The sequence below is a fragment of the Burkholderia sp. Bp8991 genome (assembly GCF_003853795.1).
Taxonomy (GTDB): Bacteria; Pseudomonadota; Gammaproteobacteria; order Burkholderiales; family Burkholderiaceae; genus Burkholderia.
The window spans coordinates 1-25,030 of sequence record NZ_QTQJ01000048.1; the positions used below are offsets into that span (position 1 = coordinate 1).

At 65.0% G+C, this 25,030-nt stretch carries 21 protein-coding genes and 1 pseudogene; 7 read left to right on the plus strand and 15 right to left on the minus strand.

The window, feature by feature from the left end; all coding sequences use genetic code 11:
• Nucleotides 1-30: 30 nt before the first annotated feature.
• Nucleotides 31-480, minus strand: coding sequence for a hypothetical protein (locus DIE02_RS33090; protein WP_185702678.1), 450 nt, complete (start codon nucleotides 478-480; stop codon nucleotides 31-33).
• A gap of 132 nt (nucleotides 481-612) precedes the next feature.
• Here DIE02_RS33090 and DIE02_RS33095 point away from each other — a divergent pair, with 132 nt between their 5' ends.
• From DIE02_RS33095 to tnpC, 5 genes and pseudogenes are all read left to right on the plus strand, one after another.
• The gene (locus DIE02_RS33095) at nucleotides 613-1,737 is read left to right on the plus strand and encodes a hypothetical protein (protein WP_124530226.1); all 1,125 of its coding nucleotides are present in this window, start codon (nucleotides 613-615) and stop codon (nucleotides 1,735-1,737) included.
• A 53-nt stretch (nucleotides 1,738-1,790) separates the two neighbouring features.
• Nucleotides 1,791-2,105, plus strand: coding sequence for a hypothetical protein (locus DIE02_RS33100; RefSeq protein WP_043292655.1), 315 nt, complete (start codon nucleotides 1,791-1,793; stop codon nucleotides 2,103-2,105).
• A complete protein-coding gene (locus tag DIE02_RS33105) occupies nucleotides 2,102-2,884 on the plus strand; it encodes a hypothetical protein (RefSeq protein ID WP_124530227.1) in 783 nt (260 codons plus the stop codon). Before DIE02_RS33100 ends, DIE02_RS33105 begins: the two co-directional genes overlap by 4 nt.
• Before the next feature lie 65 nt (nucleotides 2,885-2,949).
• Entirely contained in the window at nucleotides 2,950-3,237 is a 288-nt protein-coding gene (locus tag DIE02_RS36255) for a hypothetical protein (RefSeq protein ID WP_409364378.1), read from the plus strand.
• 108 nt (nucleotides 3,238-3,345) lie between these two features.
• Nucleotides 3,346-4,205 (plus strand): annotated as a pseudogene (gene tnpC, locus DIE02_RS33110) (IS66 family transposase).
• 75 nt (nucleotides 4,206-4,280) lie between these two features.
• Here the strand turns inward: tnpC and DIE02_RS33115 are convergent.
• From DIE02_RS33115 to DIE02_RS36260, 7 genes are all read right to left on the minus strand, one after another.
• The gene (locus tag DIE02_RS33115) at nucleotides 4,281-5,105 is read right to left on the minus strand and encodes a Sir2 family NAD-dependent protein deacetylase (RefSeq protein WP_124530228.1); all 825 of its coding nucleotides are present in this window, start codon (nucleotides 5,103-5,105) and stop codon (nucleotides 4,281-4,283) included.
• Nucleotides 5,106-5,119: 14 nt separating this feature from the next.
• Nucleotides 5,120-5,533 (minus strand): hypothetical protein, encoded by a 414-nt coding sequence (locus tag DIE02_RS33120; RefSeq protein ID WP_124530229.1) that lies wholly within the window; start codon nucleotides 5,531-5,533, stop codon nucleotides 5,120-5,122.
• Between the two features lie 90 nt (nucleotides 5,534-5,623).
• Nucleotides 5,624-7,147, minus strand: a complete 1,524-nt coding sequence (locus DIE02_RS33125) for a hypothetical protein (protein ID WP_124530230.1) — start codon at nucleotides 7,145-7,147, stop codon at nucleotides 5,624-5,626.
• 32 nt (nucleotides 7,148-7,179) lie between these two features.
• On the minus strand, nucleotides 7,180-9,303 hold the full coding sequence (gene recD / locus DIE02_RS33130; protein WP_124530231.1) for an exodeoxyribonuclease V subunit alpha: 2,124 nt from the start codon (nucleotides 9,301-9,303) through the stop codon (nucleotides 7,180-7,182).
• Nucleotides 9,300-13,091 carry an exodeoxyribonuclease V subunit beta gene (recB, locus tag DIE02_RS33135; RefSeq protein ID WP_260441547.1) on the minus strand — a complete coding sequence of 1,264 codons (3,792 nt, stop codon included), beginning with the start codon at nucleotides 13,089-13,091 and terminating at the stop codon, nucleotides 9,300-9,302. The genes recD and recB overlap by 4 nt, the downstream gene beginning before the upstream one ends.
• An 8-nt stretch (nucleotides 13,092-13,099) precedes the next feature.
• Nucleotides 13,100-16,729 (minus strand): exodeoxyribonuclease V subunit gamma, encoded by a 3,630-nt coding sequence (gene recC, locus DIE02_RS33140; RefSeq protein WP_124530233.1) that lies wholly within the window; start codon nucleotides 16,727-16,729, stop codon nucleotides 13,100-13,102.
• Between the two features lie 273 nt (nucleotides 16,730-17,002).
• Nucleotides 17,003-17,374, minus strand: coding sequence for a hypothetical protein (locus DIE02_RS36260; RefSeq protein ID WP_260441548.1), 372 nt, complete (start codon nucleotides 17,372-17,374; stop codon nucleotides 17,003-17,005).
• A gap of 46 nt (nucleotides 17,375-17,420) precedes the next feature.
• On the opposite strand from DIE02_RS36260, the gene DIE02_RS33150 reads away from it, so the two are divergent.
• Nucleotides 17,421-17,951 carry a hypothetical protein gene (locus DIE02_RS33150; RefSeq protein WP_260441549.1) on the plus strand — a complete coding sequence of 177 codons (531 nt, stop codon included), beginning with the start codon at nucleotides 17,421-17,423 and terminating at the stop codon, nucleotides 17,949-17,951.
• Nucleotides 17,952-17,972: 21 nt separating this feature from the next.
• Here the strand turns inward: DIE02_RS33150 and DIE02_RS33155 are convergent, their stop codons facing one another.
• From DIE02_RS33155 to DIE02_RS33170, 5 genes are all read right to left on the minus strand, one after another.
• Nucleotides 17,973-19,034 (minus strand): YafY family protein, encoded by a 1,062-nt coding sequence (locus tag DIE02_RS33155; RefSeq protein ID WP_124530234.1) that lies wholly within the window; start codon nucleotides 19,032-19,034, stop codon nucleotides 17,973-17,975.
• A gap of 315 nt (nucleotides 19,035-19,349) precedes the next feature.
• The gene (locus DIE02_RS35745) at nucleotides 19,350-19,502 is read right to left on the minus strand and encodes a hypothetical protein (RefSeq protein ID WP_165487683.1); all 153 of its coding nucleotides are present in this window, start codon (nucleotides 19,500-19,502) and stop codon (nucleotides 19,350-19,352) included.
• Nucleotides 19,503-19,620: 118 nt separating this feature from the next.
• Nucleotides 19,621-21,162: a GTPase gene (locus DIE02_RS33160; RefSeq protein ID WP_124530235.1), complete on the minus strand. Its 1,542-nt coding sequence runs from the start codon at nucleotides 21,160-21,162 to the stop codon at nucleotides 19,621-19,623.
• Nucleotides 21,149-22,936 carry a dynamin family protein gene (locus DIE02_RS33165; protein WP_185702679.1) on the minus strand — a complete coding sequence of 596 codons (1,788 nt, stop codon included), beginning with the start codon at nucleotides 22,934-22,936 and terminating at the stop codon, nucleotides 21,149-21,151. The genes DIE02_RS33160 and DIE02_RS33165 overlap by 14 nt, the downstream gene beginning before the upstream one ends.
• A gap of 42 nt (nucleotides 22,937-22,978) precedes the next feature.
• Nucleotides 22,979-23,239: a hypothetical protein gene (locus tag DIE02_RS33170; protein ID WP_124530237.1), complete on the minus strand. Its 261-nt coding sequence runs from the start codon at nucleotides 23,237-23,239 to the stop codon at nucleotides 22,979-22,981.
• Between the two features lie 22 nt (nucleotides 23,240-23,261).
• Here DIE02_RS33170 and DIE02_RS33175 point away from each other — a divergent pair, with 22 nt between their 5' ends.
• A complete protein-coding gene (locus tag DIE02_RS33175; protein ID WP_124530238.1) occupies nucleotides 23,262-23,465 on the plus strand; it encodes a hypothetical protein in 204 nt (67 codons plus the stop codon).
• Here DIE02_RS33175 and DIE02_RS33180 read toward each other — a convergent pair.
• Nucleotides 23,452-24,264, minus strand: a complete 813-nt coding sequence (locus DIE02_RS33180) for a GTP-binding protein (RefSeq protein ID WP_011880309.1) — start codon at nucleotides 24,262-24,264, stop codon at nucleotides 23,452-23,454. The two genes, DIE02_RS33175 and DIE02_RS33180, sit on opposite strands and share 14 nt — an antisense overlap.
• Nucleotides 24,265-24,330: 66 nt before the next feature.
• Nucleotides 24,331-24,741 (minus strand): hypothetical protein, encoded by a 411-nt coding sequence (locus DIE02_RS33185; RefSeq protein WP_124530239.1) that lies wholly within the window; start codon nucleotides 24,739-24,741, stop codon nucleotides 24,331-24,333.
• Nucleotides 24,742-25,030 lie beyond the last annotated feature (289 nt).

A 25,030-nucleotide genomic window follows, 5' to 3' on the forward strand; every position in this document is an offset into this window, starting at 1 on the left:
GGTGCCGCGCCGGCAGCGGCCGCCGAAGGTCTACCAGCCACGGGCACGACGCGCGTGCCTGGGCGAACTGATCCAGAGAATCACGAACACCCGCCGGGATAGCGGCGTCGCCGGCACGACCGGTTGAGGGGCGGCATGTTCAGCATCCTCCAGATCCTCGCGAAGTGCCCGCTGCGCGTCCTGCAGAAGGGCGACGGAACGCTCGACATGTTCCCGGGCTTCCTGCCGGAAATAGAATTCGTCGCGGTAGCTTTCAGGCTGTATCGGTCTCAGCGTGCTCGCTGGCCTGTAGCGCCGATAGGCCGGCGTGTCCTTGCCGAAACATCGCTCGAGCGTGTCCTCGATCGCCGCCGACAGTGCAGCCAGCTCAGGCTTGATCCCATTACTGGGAACCTGGAAGTCGAATGCCTTGAGCGCGTCGATCCGTTCCTGCAGGCGGGCGATGCCGCGTTCGATCACGACAGAGGAACGGGCCATCATGCGGTCTCCTTCTATATGGGATAAAGGACATAATCCAATAAACACATTGTGTGCATATCGTGCATATCGATGCTTGACATCCGGGGTGGGTGCATTAGAATTCGCCGCATCGATATCAACCATATGCACTATATGAACAACGGCAACATTGGACTGGCCGCAAACCCCAGCTTCGAGCAGCAGCTAGCCACAAAGTACCCCCTCGATACGATCCGCGGTGACATCACCACGGTGTTCGCCCATTACATGCGAACCATCGCCCGAGTCATTGGCGCGGATGAGTTTAACTACGAGTGGCGCCTGCCGCAGATCGAATTGGGAATCAGAGCCACCGAGCTTTTCAATCCCGATAACACAGCAGCCGACATCGAGCTGACGTACGAGCACATTCGCCACACCGCCCTCGCTCGTTGCATGGAAGTGCTCTACGGATTCGCCATTCACGGCAGGCTCGATGCCAGCGTTGAGACGATGACCTATGAAAGCAAGTACATGTGGATCGCCGATCTGCTGATGGACGCCGCCGATGGGCATATCGCGGAACAATGGGATTCGTATGTAGGTGGCGGAGGCACATTCATCAGCGAGAGCGCCAACCGTTGCCTTCAAGTCACGGAACTGGCGAACGCCCGCCACATTCTGGAAAACGGCGAAGGGTTTTCCTACTTCTCTCGCCGTCGCGGCAAGAAGGAAGAGCGAAACGATCTTGATAGCCTGACCGTTGGGCAGCTGGCGCTACTCGCCAATATGGAAGAGATGAGTGTTCGGGCCGCCGCCAATCCCAAGCGCGCCACGCCGCTTCAGACATACACCACCCCCGAAGGTACGCGCATCACCCGCGATGTCGCCAAAGCCTGGTTGCAGGCCAAGGATCGCTACATTCCGGTCGTGCGTTACTGGAGCGCCGGCGACGTTGACCTCCAGAAACGCCGCTTCAAAGATCGTCATGATCTGTTGGAGGCGCTCGATCAGCGGCGCAAATCACTTCTCGCCCGTCTTGAGACCAATACGCTCGACACTGCGCTTCTCGCTGCCGGGGTCCAGTTGGAAAAAGGCCACGATGGCCAGTACCTCGCATTCGATGTCATCGACCGCTTCGACGATGCGGTGTTCATGACCACGCTTGCCGAACTGCTCGAACTACCTGCCCCATGGCTGGTACTACGCGCCCGTGAAGCGGCCACATTGGCCCGACTCGCCGAGGTAGAGCGCGAGCTGAAAGCATTGAGCCAGCAACCGGACAACAAACAAGACTGAGGCTGACCATCAAACTCCAACCTTACGGAAGCGACTTTTACAAAAGAGTGCTTATGAGAATCCTGGATCTGAGCAAGCACGCAGCCATTCGCCTGCAGCAACGCGGTATCGCGCCGCTTGTCGTCGATCTGCTGCTGGAGTTCGGCGTCACCGAGAAATCCGGTGATGGCACCACCAAGCACTACTTGGACAAACCCGCCCGGCGTCGGCTGCGGTCGTATGCCGGCCAGCTGGCCTCCCTGCTCGAAGCCCACCTCGACTGTTACGCGGTGACCGGCGCCGAAGGCACGATCGTGACCGCCGCCCACCGCACCCAACAGATCAAACACTGGGCTGTTTCCCATTACACATTACGCGAGAGACCATGAAACACAACAACCGCTTCGCCCATTTTGCTTCCACCATCCAGACACTCGACCTCGATCGCATCAGCAAGCCGGCCGATATCCCGGCCACTTTTACGCTGGGGCGTGACGGTGCGCTGACGAGCCACTACATCCCATTCGACTATCTGAATACGACTGCGCGCCTGGTGCTGGTCGGGATCACCCCGGGATTCACGCAGTGGAAAAACGCGATGCGTGAGGCACAACGTCAGCTCGCTACCGGGGCATCGATGGACGCCGCTCATCTTGCCGCGAAGCGCACCGGGGCGTTCAGTGGTGCGATGCGGCCAAACCTGATTGCGCTGCTTGACCATATCGGCCTGCACCGCTGGCTGGGTCTGGCCAGCTGCGACCAACTGTTTGGCGCTTCAGCCCATCTGGTGCAGACCACGTCGATCCTGCGCCACCCGGTGTTCGTCGACGGCACGAACTACAACGGCACGCCCGGCATGGTGCGCACCCCGTTCCTGCAGCAGCAGATCGAGGCGCATTTTGCGGAGGAAGCCAAGACCTTGAGCAAGGCCGTTTTCGTGCCGCTGGGGCCGAGGGTCAGCGAAGGACTGGACTGGCTCGCCAGTCGTGGCGTGATGCCAGCAGACCGAATCCTGCACGGCCTGCCCCATCCTTCCGGCGCCAATGCCGAGCGCATCGCCTACTTCCTTGGTCGAAAAGCCCGTTCAGCACTGTCTGCAAAGACGGATGCAACTCGACTGGACTCGATCAATCGTGATCTCAATGACCGCGTGCTGAAGCTCCGCTAGAGTGTGCAGGAGGGCTTTGTAGGGGGCCCCTTTATTTTGCTGCGCTTTAGCGGGCTAGGCTGCTGATCGCAAAGCTGCGCCGCATGCAGTCCGGTCGCCGCTCGGAGAAGCTGGACCGCCAGATCAAACAGCTCGAACTGCGCCTGGAAGAGCTCGAGGCTGACGAAGGCGCTGCCCCCATCGAGATCCCCAGGACGCCGCGCACGGCACCGGAACAGGTACGACGCAAGCCGTTGCCGGACCACCTTCCGCGGGAGATCCAGACCCATTGGCCCGAATCACGTGAAACCTGCACGGTATGCGGTGCGCCGATGAAGCAGCTTGGCGAGGACGTCGCCGAACAACTCGAATAAGCGCCGGCGAGCTTCCGGGTCATCCGCCATGTGCGGCCGAAGCCGGCGTGTTCATGCTGCGATCACATCGCCCAGGCTGCTGCGCCGAGTCGTCCCATCGAGCGAGGTATGGCCGGCCCGGGACTGCTAGCTCACGTACTGGTCTCGAAGTTCGCAGATCACCTGCCGCTTTACCGACAGTCGGCGATCTATGCGCGTGAAGGCGTCGATCTGGATCGCTCGTTGCTGGCGAAGTGGGTTGGTCGCAGTGCGGCGTTGCTGCAACCGCTCGTCGACGCGCTTCGTCGCCACGTCATGGCGGCGACGAAGCTACATGCCGACGATACGCCCGTGCCGGTGCTCGCGCCAGGCAACGGCAAGACCAATGCCGGACGCCTGTGGGGGTGTACGTGCGTGACGACCGGGCGTCGGGCGACGCCACTCCGCCGGCCGTCTGGTTTGCCTATACGCCGGACCGCAGGGGCATCCACCCGCAGCAGCATCTTGCATCGTTCAACGGGACGTTGCACGGCGATGCGTACCGCGGCTACCAGGCGATCTACGAAACGGGACGGGTTGCTGAAGCTGCGTGCTGGGCCCATGCTCGGCGGCAGTTCTACGAATTGCATGCAGCGCGCCCGAATGCCTTGAATACCGAGGCACTGGAACGTATCGGCGCGCTCTACAAGGTCGAAGAGCAGATCCGGGGCAAACCACCCGACGAACGCCGGGCGTATCGACAGGCGCAAGCCCGTCCCTTACTCGATCATCTCCACGCGTGGCTGACCGCCACGCTGGAGGTACTCTCGCGCAAATCTGACACGAGTCGAGCGATCCAGTACGCCCTGAACCGGCGGGAGGCGCTCACACACTATTGCGACGACGGCCGACTGGCGATCGACAACCCGTCGGTCGAGCGCGCGCGCGGTAGCCATCGGAAGACGCAATTACCTCTTCGAGGGCGCGCGGAGGGAAAGTATGCGGTTTAGGCGCGTTTAGATCTCAACCACATCGCCGCCCTGCCGCTGATCAAGGCGCGCTTGCGTGCCGCTCGTCGCGATCGATCAGGCGTCACGCATCGCGTCGTCGATCGCGCTCAGCACATCGAGCGCCCGTCCACGAATGCCGACTCCGACGCCATTGGCCTTGACATCGCTAGCGTCGAGGTTGACACGGATCAGCGGCCCGCGCAGGGATTCGGCAAACACCCGCACGCTTGGAACGGCGGTTCCGGCACCCACTTCGATCACGACCGGCCGCGCAACCGAGCCGAGCCATTCCTGCATGCACGCCCATTGGCGCGACGTTCGCGTGCCGATCCAGCGCCGATCGTCGAACATCAGGAAGTTCGGTCGAGCGAGACCGCCACACGCATCACAGCGTGGCAAATCGGGCGCCTCGAGCGTATCGATGTCGACGTCGTCCATCAGCGTGCCGGTTGACCAGATCGCGTCGCCGCACGGTTCGCCGCATTGCATGAAGTTGATCGTGCCGTGGCATTCGAGCACCCTGTCCTCGTCGAAGCCCGCGGACCGGAAATGGCCGTCGACGTTGCTCGTGAATACGAACGCGCCATGACGCGCACGCAGCGTCCAACGCCGCAGCATCGCGTAGCCGGCATGAGGACTCGCGTGCCGGCATACCTGAAGCGCGCGCCCGTAGAATCGCCATGCATCGACGGGCCTGTCGACGAAGCAGTCGCCTTGGGTCAACGAGTCGACGTCGCGTTCGCTCATCCCCGCAGGCAGAAGCGAAGTCCAGAGCCCGCCCGTGCCGCGAAAATCCGGCAGGCCGGAATCCACGCTCATGCCTGCACCCGCCGCGATCACGATGCCGTCCGCGTCGGCGATCCAGTCCACCGCGCGGCGGATACCGTCGTATTCGTTCATGGTCTGTGCCCCGGTCAGAAATTGTCCGCCCAGCGATCCCAAAATCCGGGTTCGTCGTGGTGGGCGTTCTTGCGTGCGTAGTCGAGGTCGATCACGAGGAAGCGCATGTGCGGGAAGCGCAGCGAACCGTCCGGATGTTCGAGAAACGCTTCGAGCGCGCGGTAAGTCGCGTCATCGCGGTCGAATGGCAAGTCGATGTAGATCGATCCGCCATAGCTGCGCATGACGCGCTCGTCCGCGACCTCGCCGCACGGCGTCCACGCGATGCCGTTCGCGTCGAGCCATGCGACAAGCGCCGCTCGCGCCGGATGCGCCTGCCAGCGGTATGGCGAGCGCTCGCCCGCCGGGTCGTCGAAGAACGAGACGAAAAGCGTATCGCGCGCTTTGCGGCGCGCGATCGCGTCGATATGCTCGATCATGCTCGGCATGGCGTTTCTCGGTGGAATGGAGTGACGCAATCTTGCCACCGCATCGGGACATTTTCCGTCCCGATGCGGCGCAGCCGATCTGCGCGGACCCTAGTAGCGATCGACGCCCAACCGGTCGCGAAAGTCGTCGAAACCCTCACCGAAGAAACTGAAGAATCGTGCCGTCGGACGGTTCCGGTTGTCCAGCAACCCAAAATGCCGGCCGACACCCCGTCCAACGGACATCAGCGTGCCCGCCGAGTTGTTCGTGCCCGCGAATCCTTTCTTGATCAGGCGTTGCTTGCGCGCGTCTGGGGTTGTTTCAATCAACATGCAATACCCAGCCAGTCCCGCGCAAACAAAGCAAACCTGGACTCGCTCGGCGCCTGCGACGAACTCAGGCTCGCCATTGTTCGCTGCGCGCAAGCCATGCTCGCTACCGTTCTCGATCGACTGAATCTCCTTGAGCGAGCGAACATGCAGATCGAATTCCCGCTCATCGAACGGGTAACAGTAGTTCCGGAAATTCTGTCTGAACGCGTCGTATCGCGCGGCGTGTTCCGGTGCTCCGAGCCACTGCTCGAAGTCCTCGGCATTGGAATTCGCTGGCTCGGTTTCGCGATATGCGCGATAAATGCTCAGCACACGGCTGAACGGATGACCCGATGGCACCCAGTTCCCCCCTTCGCCGGGCGCCATCGATGCGTCGTCAGGAACGACGATGCCGCCGCCACCAGCCAGGCTCCGAATGTCATACCCGATCATGAAGAGCGCGGCCTCGAACGCGTGACACCGCGTCTGGATCGGGGGCGTGCCGCCTACGTGCGGCTCTTCTGTGAACAACGTAGTCTGCTCGAGCACCGCACGGATGATCCAGCCTGCGCGCACTTGCCAGCGCGCCCACCACGCTCGCGGCACCTGATTCGTATAGAACTGCGGTGCCCTCGCAAAACCAAGCTCCCCCGGATCGCGAATCTGGGCCCCGCGCGCTTGTCCCGACGGGAAGCCGAGAAGATCGTGTCGAATGCCGGTGCGTTCGGCATCGCGCCGGAACAGCTCGTAGAGCATCGCCAGGGCCGCGCCGACGCGGCTGTCGTAGATCGGCGATCCGGTCGTGTCGTACACCGCATGCACCTTCGTCATTCCGGAGTCGAAACGCTCGATGTTGCGTGCGTGCAAGTCGTCGGTCTTCTGTGAACCATCGAGCGCGAACAGCGGCGCGAGCGACTGCAGGTACGTGCAGAACGTGCGTTGCCGAACTTTCGACCGGATGAACGGAATCGCGCTGGAGACGCCGCCCCAACGCAACACTTCGCACGCCGCTGCGCCGGCTCGCCCGTCGTCGCCGCCGGCAACGCTCGCGCGCAGCATGATGCTCAACCGCTGGAGCGACGCGCGCGTCGTTTCCCAATTGTGCGAGTCGATCGGTCGCCCCGTGTCCGGATCGATCCACGCGCTGCGCCAGCAGTAATGCGCGAGCACGTCTTCGATGCCGTTCACCTGAACATCGAGCCCGCCCGGAACAAACCTGCTGCCGGCAAAACGCAGCCGCACGGGCAGTGTCGGCAGATGCTCGACGAGCCAGGTCACGAACTCCGCTACCGGGCGTTGCTCGAGAAATGCAGTGCGATCCATCGAATTCCTGTTCTCAACGATGGGGATGGTACTCACCGCGCATCGAATCCGGCCGACAAGCCGCTCGCGCGCAACACGCGCATCTGCACCGCCTGCTCGATGATCGCCCGCCCGCCCGCGCTTGCGATCGTCAGGAACCGGCGCGCGCGCGTGATGCCCGTATACACCAGCTCTCGCGTGAGCACGGGGCTCAGCGTGTCGGGCAGCACCAGCGCCGCGTGGGCAAACTCCGAGCCTTGCGATTTGTGCACGGTCAGCGCGAACACGGTCTCGACGGCCTGCAGGCGGCTCGGCAGCACCCACTTGATCCGCCCCGAGCCGTCGCCGGCCGCAAACGCGACACGCAGGCGCATCTCGCCATCCGGCGCGGGAAGCGCGAGTGTGATGCCGATGTCGCCGTTCATCAGGCCGAGTTCGTAGTCGTTGCGCGTGACGAGCACCGGCCGCCCCAGATACCATTCGCCGGTGGGCGCAATCAGGTTCGCCGCATGAAGCAGGCGCTCGACGCGCCGATTCAGTCCGTCGACGCCCCACGGGCCGCGGCGCAACGCGCACAGGAGCTGGAATTCGCCGTGCGCATCGAGCACCGCGTTCGCCCACCGGTCGAAGCCGGCCTGGTCCGCACCGGAAGGCGGCTGTTCCCGGCGAAGTGTCTGCAAGTAGTGGCGATAGCCGCGCCGCGCCTGCCCGTCCGCTGATTCGCGCTCGACGTCGTCGTCCGCGACACCGTCCACGACCAGCGCGCCGAGCACCGCGTCGGGCTTCTCCGAGCAGTCGAGCAGCGCGAGATCGGCGTAGCCGTGCGCCCATACGCGGGCGACCTCTGCCGGCTCGCCCATGTTGACGGCTTCGGCCAGCTTGCCGATTCCGCTTTCCGCCGAAAACCGGTGGCTGAAACGCAGCATCGCGATCGACTGGTCGAGCGCGCTGCCGGCCGGATCGACGAGCGCCGCGCCGACCTGCTCGCCCGTCACCTGCTGCAGCCATGCTTGCGTCTGCGGCGTGTAATGCCCCGCGCGCGCACGCTGGCACAGCTCGCCGAGCACGGCACCGGCCTCCACCGACGCGAGCTGGTCCTTGTCGCCGAGCAGGATCAGCCGCGCCCGCGCCGGCAGCGCCGAGAGCACCGCATGCATCATTTCGAGGTCGACCATCGACGCTTCGTCGATCACGAGCACGTCAAGCGACAACGGATTGCCTGCGTGATGCCGGAAACGCCGCGAGTCGGGGCGCGTGCCGAGCAGGCGATGCAGCGTCGTCACGGATACCGGAATAGCCGCGCGCACCGATGCCCCTTGCGGGAAATCGTCGAACGGCAGTTGCGCGACCGCACCCGCGATCGACTCGTTGAGGCGCGCGGCAGCCTTGCCGGTTGGCGCCGCGAGACGGATGCGCAGCGCTCGCCCGTCGCCGCCGGCCATCAGCGCGAGCGACTGCAGCAACGCGAGCAGCTTGACCACCGTGGTCGTCTTGCCCGTGCCGGGGCCGCCCGTGATCACGCTGAACGCGCTGCGCGCAGCGAGCGCGCATGCGAGCTTCTGCCAGTCGGGATGCCGCTCGCCTGCCGGTTCGGCGCGCGTGTGACGAAGCGGGAACAGGGTGCGAAGCGCATCGCGAAGCCGGTCGGCGGGTACCGCATCGGCGAGTTCCACCGACCTGGCGAGGCGTTCGTCGAGCGCGTCGCACACGAGCTGCTCATACTGCCAGTAGCGGCGCAAATACAGGCGCGTACCCGTCAGCACCAACGGTGTCGCACCCGCGCCGTCGCCGACGAGATCGCCGTGGCCCAGCGCGGCTTGCCAGTGCGCGACCGTGACGCCGGTCAGCACGTGCGACGGCAACATGACGGGCGCATCGGCGTCGCGCGGCGCAGGACCATCGGGTGGCAGCGACAGCACGAAGGCCGGATCGGCGAGCGTCGCTTGCAGATCGAGGCATGCGTGACCGCGCCCCAGCTGGTGGCTCGCAAGCGCGGCGGCAAGCAGCAGCAGCGCGTGCGCATCCGGCGCCTCGCTCGCCAGGAACCGCGCGAACGCGGCATCGACTTCACGCAACCAGCCGCATGCGACCCATTCGGCGAGCAACCGCTCCATCTGCTCGCGGGATGCCGGGTGGTGGCGCGCCGCACCGGGCGCATCGGAAAACGTTGCGTTCATTGGGCTTCCGTTTCAGGAGGTTGGATGTGGGCGGCGCCCGCGAAGAGCGCGTCCAGCCGTTCGATCAGCTCGCGCGGCGGCTTCTCGGCGAATATGCCCTGCGTCGGCGCGTTCAGGCCGCGCAGAAACAGGTAGATCGCTCCGCCGACATGTTTGTCATAGTCGTAGTCCGGCAGCCGCGCCTTGAGCAGGCGATGCAGCGCGAGTAGATACAGCACGTATTGCAGCTCGTAGCGCGAACGCAGCATCTGCGCGCGGATCTTCTCGGCCGTATAGCCCGTGTCGTCGGCGCCCAACCAGTTCGACTTGTAGTCGGCAACGTAATAGCGGCCCTCGTGCTCGAACACGAGATCCATGAAGCCCTTCAGCATCCCGTTCAGCGTCGCGGGATCGAGCGGCGGACGCTCGGCCCCGTCCAGCGTGCGTGCGCACACGAGCCGGTCGAGCGCCGCCGTATCGACGTGCTTCGCCGCGAACCAGAACTCCATTTCACCGACCGTCGTCGCAAGCGCCGCCAGCTCGATCGACGTCGGCTCGATCCCGTGCCCGCCCCTCAAGACGAGCGGCGTCGACACGATCTGCATGACCCAATCGGTCAATGGATCGATCCAGCTCTGCCAGCCGCGCACGCTGCATCGCCGCGCCACCACTTCCCGCAGCGCGTCGCGATCGGCGGCGATGCGCGCGAATCCATGCGCCGCAGCCCATTCGAGCAGATCGTGCAGGAAGCTGCCCTGCTCCGATCCGCGCGGGAAATCGTGCAGCGTGCTGGCGTTCGCATCCGGCATCGGCGCATGGCGCGGTGTTTCCGCCGCCGGCTCCTGGTCGACGTCGTGCTCGGCGGCGCTCGCCTCGTTGAATCCGTCTTCGCCCGGCGTGTCCGGCGCGGCAAGCTCACGATGGTTCTTCCCGGCCGTCCTGAGGCTCGAATAGCTCGCGATCCACCACGGTTCGCGCACCACGCGTGCCGACTGCCTGGCGGCGCCGCGGCGCGCTTCGTCGATGCGCGGCGTGTACCGTTCGCCGCCCGGCTCCGGCGCAGGAACGACGGCGATGTTCTCGCAAGCGCCGAACGCCGTCTGCAGGAGATCTTCGAGCCCGCCGGCCGCGAGCGGCTGCGTCCCGCCGATCAGGTAGCCGATCGCCGTGCGCTCGAGCGCCTCGAGCGGTGCCATGCCGATCCACGTCGCATGACGGGCGCGGGTCAACGCGACGTAGAGCTTGCGCAGATCCTCGCCGAGGCGTTCGCGATCGACCTGCTCCAGCGCGCCACGCCCGCCGTCGAGCGAGATGCGCAATTCGTCGTTCTCGTCGTGCCATTTGAGCGGCAAGTCCGTCGCCTTCGCCGGCCTGTGTGCGCATGCGAACGGCAGGAACACGAGCGGATATTCGAGCCCCTTCGACTTGTGGATCGTCACGATCTTGACGAGGTCCCCGTCGCTCTCGAGACGGGTCTGGACCGCGTCGCTACCGGCATCGCTGTCTTCCGATGCCGCACGCTGGTCGGCGAGATAACGGATCTGGCCGTGCAGGCCGTCGATCATCGCGCTCGCCTGCTGCAGCAGCTCGGCCAGGTGCAGCAGATCCGTCAGGCTTCGCTCGCCGCCCGGCACGCCCTGGCGGCCGTCCGCGTGTGTGCCGAGCAGGCGTGCGGGAACACCAAAATCGTTCAGGAACCGGCGCAGCATCGGCAGTACGCCCTGACGCCGCCAGCATTCGTGATAGCCGCGGAACTGCAGCACGCACGCCTCCCACGCGATCTCGCTGCCGAAGCGCGCGTCGAGCTCCGCCCAGCCGAGCCCGAGCGTGGCTGTTGAGAGCGCCGTACGCACGAGCCGGCCATCGTCGGGATCCGCACAGGCGGCCAGCCAGTGTTGCAGCTCTGCGGCCTGCGCGCACTGGAACACGGAACTCCGGTCGGACAGGTAGACTGAGCGCACATTGCGCGCCGCCAGTGCGCCGCGGATCGCGTCGGCCTCGCCGCGATTGTTGACGAGCACGGCGATGTCGGCAGGCCGCAGCGGTTGCAGTCCGTCCTTGCCGGCAAACCCCGTGTCGCCACGTTGGCCGAGGTTGAGCAGGCGCACCATCTCCGTCGCGCAGCTCGCCGCGATTGATTCCAGGTACGCGGCCTTGGTCGTCGGCTTGCCGTCGTCGGCGGGCGGCAGCCACCAGGCGGTCAACGCCGGCGGCGCGGCGCCGTTCACGACGAACACCTCGGCGCGCCCTTGCGCGCTGACGGCGGAGAACGGGACAGGGTTGTCGCCGCTGCGGCGGAACAGGAATGCGCCTTCGCCGGCGCTTGCCTCCGCGACGGCGAAGCAGTGGTTCGTCGCGTCGACCATCGCACGGCTCGAGCGGAAGTTTTTCGCCAGCGTATGGAGCCGACCGTCGCACGAACGCCGTGCCGCGAGATACGTGTGGATATCCGCACCGCGAAACGCGTAGATGGCCTGCTTCGGATCGCCGATCAGGATGAGCGCGCGCCATGCATTGGCTGTATCTGCACGGTACACGGCATCGAAGATGCGGTACTGAACGGGATCGGTATCCTGAAATTCGTCGATCAGCGCGACCGGAAACTGCTTGCGAATGACGTCGGCGAGACGTTCGCCGTTCGGGCCGCGCAGCGCGGCGTCGAGGCGCGTCAGCAGGTCGTCGAAGCCAATTTGCGCGCGGCGGGCTTGTTCGGCCGCAAAGCGTGCGGCCACCCATTGCGCGGCATGTGACAGCAAGGCGGCGTGGGCCGTCGGCAGCGCGGCGAGTTCGTCGCGCAGCGTCTCGAGCGCGACGAATCCGGGATGCGCGGGAACCGGCGCGCCTGGTTCACATGCGTCCGCGAGTCCGTCCGGCGTCAGCTTTTCCCAACCGCTCATCAGCGACGGCTCCTCGCTCGACGAATCGCCGGCCCAACGCCGCAGCGCGTCGATCCAGCGATCACAATCGCCCTTGCGCAGGTTCCTGGGCCTGAAATGCCCGTCGTCTCGCGCGGCATCCAGCACGTTCGCCATCTGGTCGGGCCATGCATGCCACGGTGCCTTCAGCTGTGCGAGGCTGCGAGCGCGTTCGTTGCGCAACGCCGCCAGCGCTACGTCGGGCGCGGCAGCCGCAGGCAACTGCGACGCAAGTGCGAGCAGGTTGCGCAACTGCGCCTGCAGCGCTCCGGGACCGGGAATCCACTTGGCGACGGCGGCTGCGTCGGTCGCGCCGAGAGGCGTCATGAACGTGCGCCAGTAGTCTCGCACGACCTCGGCCAACAGTTCCGTCTGGTCCGTTTCGAGCGCCTGGCTGAACCGGCTGTCGCTGTCGAACGCGTGTTCTCGCAGCATGCGGTTGCACCAGCCGTGGATCGTCGATACGGCCGCGTCGTCCATCCACTCGGCTGCCAGTTGCAGCCTGCGCGCACATGCCGGCCAGTCCGAGGGCGGATAGTCGCTGCGCAGCGCGTGGAGCAGGTCCGTTTCGCCGGCACCTTGCGGCGTCACCGCATCGGCCTCGACCTGGAAGCACGCTGCGGCTTCGTTCAGCCGCGCACGGATCCGGTCGCGCAGCTCCTTGGTCGCCGCATCCGTGAACGTCACGACGAGAATCTCGGGCGGCGTCAACGGCTCCGCGCGCGCACCCGGCGGTTCATGTCCAAGCACGAGGCGAACATACAGCATCGCGATCGTAAAGGTCTTGCCGGTGCCGGCGCTGGCCTCGATCAAACTGCGGCCGGACAGCGGAAAGCGCAGCGGGTCGAGCGGCTGCGGCGCATTCGTCGCGTTCGTCGCGTTCGGGGCTGGCATCGTTGCATTCATTCGTCGACTCCCGCCGCGTCGGGTGCGGCCTTGTCCTGCTTCGCGTCTTTCTTTGGTTCTTTCGTGTCGCTTCTGACGATGGCGCGCAACAGCGGCAACAGCAAGGACTCGGCAAGCGCCTCGAACCGGCCGTCCGCGCATAGCGCATCGAAATCCGGAAATGCGCGGCCGAGGCTCGCGCTCTTGGCAACTTCGCCCTTGTTGTACGCATCGCCCGCGTATTTCGAACGTGCGGCCTTTTCGGCGGCCGCGCGCGTGTCCTCCGGCGCCGCACCGTTGCCGTCCTTGCCGAAGCGCCGGACCAGCCATGCGAAAGCCGACTCCACCGCGACCGGCAGCGGCTCGCGCATCCCTGCGTCCCACACCTGCAGCAACGCCGTGAGATGCGCTTCGGTGTCGCCGCCGGCGAGCGGTCGCAATTCGACGATGCCCTTCTTGCTGACGATCACGGTCGTTACGTGCCGCCCCGCGAGGTTGGCCGCCAGATGCCGGACCCAATGGCCGACCAGCTTGTGATATCGGTACGCGCCCTTCTCGACGAGCGCACTCGTCTCGAGCACCAGTCGCGCACGCCGGCCTTCGCTGTCCTCGCGCCATTGACCGAGCCAGTCGCTCAGGCCGGGCACCCGGCTTTCCCCAGCGATCTGAAATGCGACCTCGCATTCGCCGTCGATGGCAACGGGCCATCGCGCGAGTTGCTTGCGGTATGCGGCGAACAGTTCGTCCATCGGCTCAAGCAATGCTGCGCTCGCGAGATCGCCGAAGCCGCCCGGCACGACGTCGCCCCGCCGGCGGATGGCGGCCATGCGCGCGTCGCGTGCGGCCACGAGCGCGTCGTCGTCGTGCATGTGCGCGGCCTGCACGCCGATCAGCTCGTCCTGCAGTTTCCAGGCGTCGAGCGAATCGAGCTCGAACGGCTCTTCGTCGTCGACGGCAGTCTCGTCGACGTCGAGCGCCACGCGCAGTCGCTGACTAAAAAACGTCTTGACCGGTTTCGCCAGGAACTCCGCGAGTTCGCGAAGCGACAATGGATCGTCGCGGACGATTGCCGGCACGTGCGTCGCGGCCGGCGGCGCGGGATCGCGGCACGCGCGCGGTTCGTCGCGCCATTCGGCGGCATACGTGAAGAGCGCCGCCGCATCATTCGTGTCGGGCGGGAAATACGCGACGCTGAACGGTTGCAACGGATGCTCGACCGTCAGCGCCTTGACGAGTGCGTCAGGCCCCGCACCGCTCGCACCCGCGAGGCGCCACCCGGCAGCGAGATGGTCGCGCAACTGGCCGATCAGAACCGACGGCGGGCGCACGCCGTTATCGGTAATGCTGCGCCCGACCCACGACACATGAAGATGGTCTCGCGCCGACAGCAGCGCCTCGAGCAGGAGATACCGGTCGTCCTCGCGGCGCGACCGGTCGCCCGGCCGGTAATGCAGTCGCATCAGGTCGAAATCCATCGGCACGCGCGCACGCGGATAGTCCCCGTCGTTCATGCCGAGCAGGCACACGCGACGGAACGGAATCGCGCGCATGGGCATCAAGGTTGCGAACGTCACCGCGCCGGCGAAGAAGCGCTGCGAGAGCCCGCCCTCATCCAGCTGGCTCAGCCAATGATCGCTGACGACGGACAGCGGCAGCACGTCGGTCAGTCGAGCCTCGGTGCATGCGTCGAGCCAGGCCTGCAACACGTTGTCGAGGCGCGCGAGCGTATACGCGTCTTCACTGTCGTGCGCGCTGAAGAACGTCTGCTTCAGATTCCGCAGCCGCTCGCACCAGTCCGGCGCCTTCGCAGGCTCGGCGAGCGAGCGCCACGCGTGGTCGAGCGCATCGATCAGCCGGACCAGCGGGCCGAGCAGCGCCGCGTCGAGTCCGCCCACCTCGTCGAACGGTTCGATGTCGTGCCAGGCGCCCGCCTCGCTGCCGACGGCATAACCGAGCAGCATCCGCCGCAGGCCGAACGCCCAGGTATGGGGCGCGGCGGCCTGCTCGTCGAGCGGCAAGCCGAGGCTCGCGCGCTGCTGCGCGTGCAAACCCCATCGGATGTTTGCGCCGCGGATCCACGCACGCAGCTTTGGCAGGTCGGTTTCGTCGATACCGAAGCGCTTGCGCAGCGCCGGCACGTCGAGCAGATCGAGCAGATCGCTGACGGCAAGGCGCGCGTTCGGCAAGCCGAGCAGCATCTCGAGTGCACCGATGAGCGGATCGGCTTTGCGCTGTTCGCGGTCGGCCACGCTGAACGGGATGTAGCGCGGGTCGCTCCGGTCGACCAGGCCGAAGACGGCCTGCACGTGCGGCGCGTAGGCTTCGATGTCTGGCACCACGACGACGACGTCCTGCGGCCGCAGGCTCGGGTCCGCGTTGAATGCCGCGAGCAGCTGGTCGTGCAGGATTTCGACTTCGCGCTGCGCGCTGTGCGCGACGTGAAAGCGAATCGATCCGTCCGTCGCCGGATCGACGTCCGGCCACGTCTCCTGCGTCTCGCGCAGCGGACGCAGATCGCGGATATCGTCCTGCAACTGCTGCAGCAGCGTCGATGCGCCGCGCGACTCGAACAGGTCGATGCGCTGGCCGATGCGCGCGAATTTCGAACCGTAATGCTCGCGCGCATCGGCGTTGTCGAACGCGTCGAGCAGGCCGATGAAGTCGCGCCCCTGCTTGCCCCACGACGCCAGAAGCGGATGGGCGTGCAAGTGGAGCGTGTCGAGGTCGAGTTCGGCGGGCATCCCGGTTCGCCGTTGCTGACGCGGCTGACGCCGGCCCAGCAGGTCGCGGTCTGGCACGATGTCGGCCCAGTAGTGGGCGCATGGATTGGCCACGCACATCATCACTTGGCTCCAGCGCGCGAGTGCGGCCAGCGCTTCCAGCAACTGGTGCGGCAGGCTCGAAATGCCGAAGATCACGATGCGCCGCGGAATGCCCACCGGCCCGCGGTCGTCGTCCCAGGCGGCGATCCGGCGCATGAACGCTTCGTGCACCGCAGCCCGCCCGCCTCTCGACGAAATCTCCCGGGACGCGTCGCTGCCCGCCACGTCGGCCACCAGTTCGTGCCACAGCGCGGCCTGCCAGCGCTGCTCGTCGGGCAACGGCTGCTCGCCGCCGCGTGCATCGAGCACGACCGCGTCGCCGTCCGCCCAACGCGCCAGCCAGTCGGCGCGATACATCTGGTACTGGTCGAACAGGTCGGCAAGGCGCTCGGCGAGCTGGAACCGCTTGCGCCGATCGTCGTCGTCGCTGATGAAGCGCCTGAGCGGCTCGAACGCCGGCCGGGCTGCCAGCGCGGGCAACATACGCATCAGGCGCCAGACGAGTCGCGACTTGTCGAACGGCGACACTTCCGCAACCGATTCTGCACCGAGCACGGCGCGATACGCCTGCCACACGAAGCGCGACGGCAACGAAACGTCGAGCGCGGCGGCGATCCCGCAACCGCCCTCGCCAGTTGCCGGATCGCGGTCGGCGGCCAGCGCGAGCTTCAGCCATTGCGCGATGCCGTTGCTCTGGACGAGAATCGTCTCACTCTCGAGCGGGGCGAGTGGATAGTGCTTGATCCATTCGACGAGCAGGTCGCGAAGCTGCTCGGATCGATTCCCGTGGATCAGCATCAGCGCCGGGGAAATGATATTCGACATCAAGGATGGCTCCATGAGCGCTGGCGAACGGCGTGGCCGACGTGAGCGGCGCGTGGCCACGGTCCGTTCGCGAATGACGCGTGGTCTTGAATTGGGGCGTGCAGCGTGCGTCCTTCGACGCACCTGCGGCTTCAGCGGCCCCCATTGGCGGCCGAAGGCCGGTGCACTGCGATGGAGCGCGTTCGGAGCGCTGCGAACGAATTGACGGCACGCGGCGCGGATTCTTTAACGCGGGTCGCGCTCGCCTGTCGTCAGGACATGTGCCGGTCACTTCTATTCGTGCGCCCGCCAGATCAGCGCCGCAAGCTGATTTCCGACGCCGACGATCCGGTAGCGGTCGTCGCGCGTCCGGTCCGCCTTCGGATCGTATTCGCCGACTCGTTTGTGACGCGCATCGCGCGCAATCTGCTTGCCGTCCGATGCAGCCTCGATCGTGCCGATGATCCGGAAGTGGTCGTCGCGCAAATATTCGATTGCCATCTGGTATCCCCTGTCGCGTTGTTCGGGCTTGCATGAAAGCGTCGAGTCGGCGCCTCCGTCGGCAAGAACGATAGGCCGGCAACGAGACAATTCGTGTCCCGCCGACGGCCCCGTGTCGCAACGAGCGGAAAGCGATTGCGTGATTCGCGACAGGGTATGTCGCAAGCACGTCGCACACTGTCCGTCAGATTCAGGAACAGGAGATGCACACGTGAATACCCGCATGACGAAACCGGCGAGCGGCGAGCGCGCCGACCTGGCGCGACTCGCTCGTTGCCACCGCAACGATTCCGCAGCGCTGCGTCTCGCATTGCGCCCGTGGGGATTCGATGCCTGCATCGTCCAGTCGTGGATCAACGCACTGCCCACGCTGGATCGGGCTATCGCGTGGGAGATCGCGACCGATCGACGGGCGCCCGGCGCGGATATCGTGGTCCACGTCGTCAGGCCGGCGCCGGCAGCGCGCGGCGAGTTCTGCTGGAACGGCATCGGTGCGAACTATGCGCTCAGGCAATCGCTCGCGGCGTGCGGCACGGAGCTCGCACTTCTGATCGGCGATTCGGATCAGATGCCGGCAGAGCGCGTCGGACACTGGGTCGCCGCCGGGGCATTGCCGCCGGCCGCAGCGCTTGCAAGGCTCGGCCGATTGATCGCGGCGTGCGCAGCGCCGCAGCGGCAGACGCAGCCGCCGGTGCGGCGCACGCTAATGCGCCTGATCTCGCGCGATCTGGACATGGCCTGAATGGCTTCGCGCGTCAAGCGGTCACTCCGGCCGCTCCGCTGCGTCGGCGCGGCTTGCATCGGCCGGCTTGCCGTACATACGCGCAAGCTCGCTCGCCTCCCGCACGAACTCGGCACGCAAGCCGGCGGGCGCAAGTACCTCGACGTTCGGCCCGAACGAGCGCAACCACCACCGCAACCGCTGGCTCAACAGCACCGTGCCCTTGACGAAAAGCGCGTTGCCGTCGCGCGTATGCGCCTGATCTTTCGACATCGGTGCTTCGAGTAGATGCTCGCCCGCACCTTCGACGAACTTCAGCTTGAGCATCACCTCCTTCTCGACCATGAAGTCGAAGCGACGCTGTTGCTTCACATAGGCATCGAGCGAAAAGGTCGGCGGATAGTCGAAAGTTTCGAGCAGCGCGCTGGCACGCGTGAAGCGGTCCATGCGGTACATCGTCGGTTCGGTCTTGCCCGGGGTGCCGCCCACCAGGTATACGAGCCCGCCCACCTCCACGAACCCGAGCGGGAGAATGATCCTGGCCCGGTCGTTGTCGGTGTTGTGACGCGGGCGGTAGACGATTTCGAGCTTGCGCTCTTCAAAGAGCGCGCGCGACACGATTGCGAACAGTTCCCGGTCGATCACCGGGTAATGCAGCGAGAAGCCGCCGCTTTCGACCGCGACCTTGCTCGCCCAGCGCGAATAGCGCCGCTCGGTTTCATTGCTCGTCCGCTTCAGCCGTGCCTCCGCGACGTCGAACATCGACGACAGCGATTCGGCCACCAGCTCCGGAATCTGGCGCGACGAAAAGCGCCGCAACGTCTGCAGCGCGAGCGCCTCGTCGAACGTCATCATCGAGCCCGCCTTCGCGGCCATGCCGCTCGCGCCCGCCTTCTTGCGCCACACAAGCGCCGTGCCGCGTTCGAGCACTTCGACGAGCCCGTCGCGCTCGAGTTTTGCGAGGCGCCGGTTGATCGTCCTGACGGTTGGCGTGTCCAGCGCGGTCCGCGACAGCCAGCGGTGAATGTCGGGGGTGCTGATGTAGTCGTTGTGCGTCGCCGCGTCGGGCAACGCGCGCATGATTTCGCGATCGAGATCGGACATGATGGGTAAGCGTTGCTCGCAAAGGGTCGATCACGGTATATCGGCCGGCGACGCGAATTCTTGAGCGCGTCGCATCAACGCTTCGCGCGAAGCAAGCCCTTCAGGCGACGCAGCACGTGATCGAGCAGTGCACACGGTGCATCGAGCGGACCCGCCGGGCGCAGATCCAGGGCGGCTCTACCGCATGCCGGACATTCGGGCGGAACGATGACCACGTCGCTGCGCGGCCTCACCACGCAGTGCCAGCCGCACGTGCGGCACGTTATCCTGATCGGGGAAACGGGAATCGGCATGGCGCGAACCCCAACTAGGCGGTCAGGCCGGGTGCGATGCGCCGTTCGCGGCGTTCACGGCGTCCCGGCGTACTTTCTCGATGTACTTGCCCAACGCAACCGTGGAAAGGACGCCGACCGCAAACGTGATCGCAAATGCGGCAAGGCTCTCGAGCGGTGAATTGTTGTTCAGCATGATGGATGCTCCGTGGGTGTGCATGCGTGCTTCGTTGAGTCCGTTCGGAGGATAGCCGTGCATCGCGACATTTCGTGTCACGATGCACGGGGCGATGCGATGCCGCAAACCGGCCGGACTAAAACCCGATGGCCGCGAAGGCGGTCACGCGCGCGGCCCAGTCGCTGCGATCCCGTTCCAGCCCACCGGCCCTCGACCGCAATTCGTCCCGCTTCGTCTGTAGCGGTTGCAACTGCTCGTGCAAGGCGAGCGCGATGACTTCGTCGACGCTTTCGATCAGCCCCGAATGGAGCTGCGAGCACGCCTCCTCGATCCATTGGCCGCGTTGCAGCGCCCGATCGTGCCGGCTCTGGTTGTCACGCTCTTCGCCGTGATATTCGCGTGCGACATCGATCGCGACCGCGGCCAGCTGAATCACCGGTGCGGCTTTGTTCGCCCATGAGCCGAGCGTCTTCGACCAGCGCCCCTTGAGCCCGGGAATCTTCAATTTGCGCCCGAATTCCAGCAGCGTCTTGATTTCGTCCTGGTGGACGCCGCGCAACCTGCCGAGCGCGGCGTCGAGCATCTTGCCGGTGAACTCTCCACCGCATTCGTTTTCCGCGAGCGGATACTGGAGCCCGTCGGCGGCCAGCGCAGCGCCGATCCGGCCTTTGATGTTGCGCTTGAGCTCCTGTTGCAGCCACGTCTGTATCGTCTCGCTTACCGATTCGGCGACCTGCGTCAACATGGCGAGAATGGCGTCGTTCGATCCGCCGCGCGCAATGGCGTCGCCGATCGCCGGACGCTTCAGCGTCAGCTCGCTGCGGATCTTGTTCGAAGCCGCATTCGTCAGCAGCCTGAATTCGCGTGTGACGTGGTCGATCTGCGCATCGACCGCACGCATGTCGGTTTGCGCGGGCGCCTCCTTGTCGATCGCGTCGGCAACGGGCTTCAAAAGCGAACGGTCCAGGCCTTCATGGATCTGCTGCAGCAGTTTCCTCTCCCCGTCGTAATCGACGAGCCACTGCCGGAACCGGAGCATGAACACATCGAAGCGCGCGTGCTCGAGCAACACCGCCTTGTTTTCGAGCCGCGCGCGGCAAGCCGATTTGACGTTCATCAGAATCGTGGGGATCGCATCGAGACGCTGCGTGTCGAATCCCCGCTGCTCGGCATGGTTCAGCATCGCTTTTGCGAAACGCGCCTGAACCTCCTCGATGTGCCCGGGGGTGCCGTCCTCATAGTTGAGCACGATGAAAAGCGGCCGCTTCCGTTCCAGCAGGTCGAAGATCCGGCCCATGATGTCGCTCGAATCCTGGTCCTCCTGGCGCAGCACGAATACGATCAGGTCGGTGCGCTCGAGCTGTGCGAGGCTGATCGCTTCGTGCTCGATGGGCGCGTTGATCCCGGGCGTATCGAGCAGTACATGGCCATCCCAGTCATGGACATGCACCTCATCGGTCGTGGGAACGTCTCCGACCTTCGCGACTTCGCGCCCGACCAGCGAGTTGATCAGCGTGCTCTTGCCTGCGTTGTACGCGCCGAACAGCATGACGTGAATCTTCCGCTCGTCGATCCGCGCGTGCCAGTCGGCGGCAATGGCTTGCGCACCCGGCATGTATCGCTGCGCCAACGGGAGTGCCTCGTCGAGCAGCGTCTTGTATTGTTCAAACGGATTCATGTGCAATCTCCTCTTTCAACGCTTCCAGTTCACGTTCGCTGGCGGATACGACCTGAGCGACGCGCTCGACTTCCCGCATCATCAATTCGATCGACGCCTTGCAGCTTTCCACATATGCAGTGACCGCGCTCGGCAGGCGCTTGCGCAAGTCCTGTTCGATCGCGGCATGCAATCGCTCGTAGCTCACGCCGACGGTTACGCGCTTGCGCTCGGTGTCGACGAGGTAGTCACCCCCCTTCTCGCCGAGGAACGTGCTCGCCGCGCCGGCCAACAGGCCGCCGACGGCTTCGCCCACGCCGACGCCCGCGAAGGTTCCGAGGCCGGGAAGCAGGATCGAGCCGAGCACGGCGCCGAGCGCTGCGCCTGCTGCGCCGGCCGCGCCCGCAGCGGCCGCTTTCTTCCAGCGGCCTCTGGTTTCCTCGTATTCCTCGCTGACATCGTCGAAGCCACCATATTGCCCGTCGCTCATCGCGAGCAGTGCCGCGTTGATCTCGCCCGCGTACTCCTCGAGCTCGCGCGCCAGGTGTTCGTCGATGGCGTTCCGGCTCAGTGCTGAGAGTTCCTGGTACACCGCTTGCGCGTCGCGACGCTGCTTGTGGCGCTCGAGCAGGCCGGGCAGTTCGCCGAGGACCTCGTCCACGACGCGTGCCGCAATGTGCGGGCCGTTCTTGTCGAGCGCCTGGACGGCGTCATGCGCCGTGTTCTTCACCGTGTCGAGATACGGGCGAATCTCCTTCTGCAGCGAGCCGGCCACGTTTCTTTCGAGGTGATTGATCGTCAGCTCGACGGCCTTGCGCTCCTTGTACTTCGCGGCTTTCTTCAAGGTTGCACGCAATTCCTCGTAGAGGCGCTGAAAGCCCGCTTCGTCGAGCGCCGCATCCGGATCGCCGCTTGAGCGAACGACATGGGCCGAGACCGACACCGGCCTGCGAACCAATTCGACGTCCATCTCCGACTGATGGAGCTTCGTCCGCGCGCGCTCGAGCACGTCGCTTTCCTGCAACGCACGGTTTTGCGCCGACTTGTTCCGCAGAACCTTGACGATTGCGCCGTCAACCTCGTCTTCGTCCGTGACGTCGCTTTTGGTGATGACCGGGACAAGCGGCTTGCGGCTCTTCAACTCCGCGCTCAGCGCGTCGAGCTCCTGCACCTGGCCGGGCGACGTGGAACTGGTGAGCCACAGTACCGCGTCGGCGCTGTCCGTGAACCGCTTCGTCAGGTCGCCGTTTTCCTTCGTGACCGAATGCAATCCCGGCGTATCGAGCAAGATCAGCTTTTCCCCGAGCTTGACGCCCTGAATGCGGGCGGTGGCTTCCGTTGCCGCTTCGACGAACGGCCCCGGAGCGTCGACAATCGCGTCGGCTACGAGGTAGAAATACTGGACCCGTTCTCCGTGGTGCCTGAAGCGTTCGCCAAGGAAATTGCAGAACGAACTCTTCCCGGCATTGACTTTGCCGAACACCAGCAGGACGGCCTTGTCGCCGAAGGCTTCGCTCAGACGCCTCATCGGCGCGCTGCTGTCCCGATCGCGTGCCCAGCCTGCAACGCATTCCGCGATCCGCTTGCGCAGTTCCTCGACCTGTCCGGTCAGCGCACTGCCCTGCTTGAGTCCGCGCGCCTCGGCAGGCTCCATCTCCAGCCGGCGCGCCAGCCTTGACGACCACCCGTCGAGTTTGACGAGATCGTCCTTCATCGCACGGGCGACGTGCTCGAACTTTTCCAGTTCGCGGACAAAGCATGCTTCCTGGGTTTGCGGTTTCGCGATTTCTTTCACTTCCAGGCCACCTTGGCTATTCGTTGTTCGCATGCGGTACGCTCACGCGTGGGCGGATCGCGCGTCGCCTGTTTCCGGCGCGGCAGCCAGCGCCGCTTCGCTCTTCGACGAGAGCGCGCGCAACGTCCGAGCGACGTCTTCCAGACGGTCGATTTCCGTCTTGACGACGTCGATCGAGTCGCGATTCGCACACATCTTCGCCGTGTCTTCGAAGCGACGTTCGAACGCCGCGTAGACGCCGGCATCCGGACTGGCCGAGCACGCGCGAACCAGCGCATCGATTTGCGCATCGGGAATCGTCATCCGGTGTTTCTGGAAAAAGCTCTTGAACGCGATGGCCGACTCCTTTTCGGCGGCGAGTCGCAGCGCGTCGCGCGCCGACGTGGATACGATGCGGTTCGACGACGAGGAGTCGGAAGGCGAAGGAATGGCGTCCGCGATCCTGTTGATGCCGTCGGCGACGGATTCCAGCGCCGATTCGAGCAAATCCGTCAATGTCGAGAAGAAGGCCATGGTCATACCTCGCTGAATTTTTTGTAAACGTCGGCTTCAAGCCGCCAGAATTCGCGCTTGAATTCCGCAATCATCTGGTTTCGATCCAGCTTCAGCATGGCCAGCCGGTCACGAAGCGCGGCATCTGCAATTACGAGATGACCGCGCAGCACATTGCAGCACGTCAGCAACTCGCCGGCGCGCGCCGCATGGACGTGGGCGGCGACTTGCGTGATCCGGCTCTTCAGCGCGCGCATGCCGCTCTTTTCGATCATCAGATGCTTGCCGTCCTCGCGCCCGCGCTTGTAGCGCGTTGCCGAGACGGGAAAGACCTCCAGCGCGCCGACCTGGTCGCGCACGATGCGCTCCACGTTGGCGAGCGTGGCTTCGTCCACTTGGTCGATCTGGGTCAGCACGACCAGCGCCGCGCGCCCCGAATGCGTGGCGTCGGCGGCAAGGTCGGTGACCAGCGCTTGTTCGCTGCCATCGAGTTCGCCCTCCCGAACCGAGTGGACGAACAGGCGAATGTCGGCCACTTCCCACGTACCGCTCAGCGCGAGGCGATCGTCTTCGGACATAACGTCGGCATCGAGGCCCGGCGCGTCGAGCCAGCGCACGCCGTCTTGCTCGAGCGCGTCCAGTTGCGTGGTCTGTCGCGCATCGGATACGGCGAACACGCTTTCGCCGATCAGCTCGTTCAGCAAGGAGCTCTTGCCGTGGTTGAACTTCCCCAGCACGGTGACGACCGGCGGCCTATCGGCATCCGCCAGTTGCTCGAGACGCGAGATTTCCGCGTCGCGTCCGGGAAAGTACGCTCGAATTGCTGTCAAATTCATGAAATCAACGGTTTGAATGACGACACAAGGAGCGCGCGATGCAGCTGCGCGCGGCAATGCACCCGGTCAGGGCCGGCTGCCGGTCGGAAATGGCCATGCGGCGGCAGGGTTGAGGGCTGTCTTGGCGCCCACCACCGGCTGCTGCGATGCGGGTACGTCAGGCGTCATTGTCGGAGAGCCCCTGACTACGCGTTTCGGCTTCATCGATTTGCCGCAGTGCGTGCGCGATGGATCGGGAGACTTCCGGGGCGCCACCTTTTTGGTCGCGGAAGCGGTGACAGGCGATGAATCGGGGCCGGGGGAAACGTTTGCTGGAGCCGCTTTGCCGCGATAACCGAATACCTGCTCCGGCGTAAAGCGATATTTCGTGATGCTCGCCCCTATTTCGTCGAGTACTTGCTGAACTTCTTCAAGGTTCGCCTTCCGGGAAATCACCGTGGAGGACTCACATTGACTCGTCACCTTCTGCGAGGACATTTTTCATGCTCTCCATGTGCGGGAACCGTGCACCCGAAGATGCAACGGGTTTTCCCGGTACAACGCCATAGCCACACGATTTCACGAACGAATCTCATTCATGCTGGATCGTCCGGAATCTGGGAACAAGGCAACGTTTTGTTAACGGAATGCAATATGCATTTCTTTATAGAGCCCAGTCAAATTTCTCGTTCGTGTTGCTGCTGGAAGGGCGAATCGGATATTCACGCCGGCGAACGGGCCCAGGGAGGAAGTGTGCCGTGCGATTCGGACAATTGGTGTCCCGATG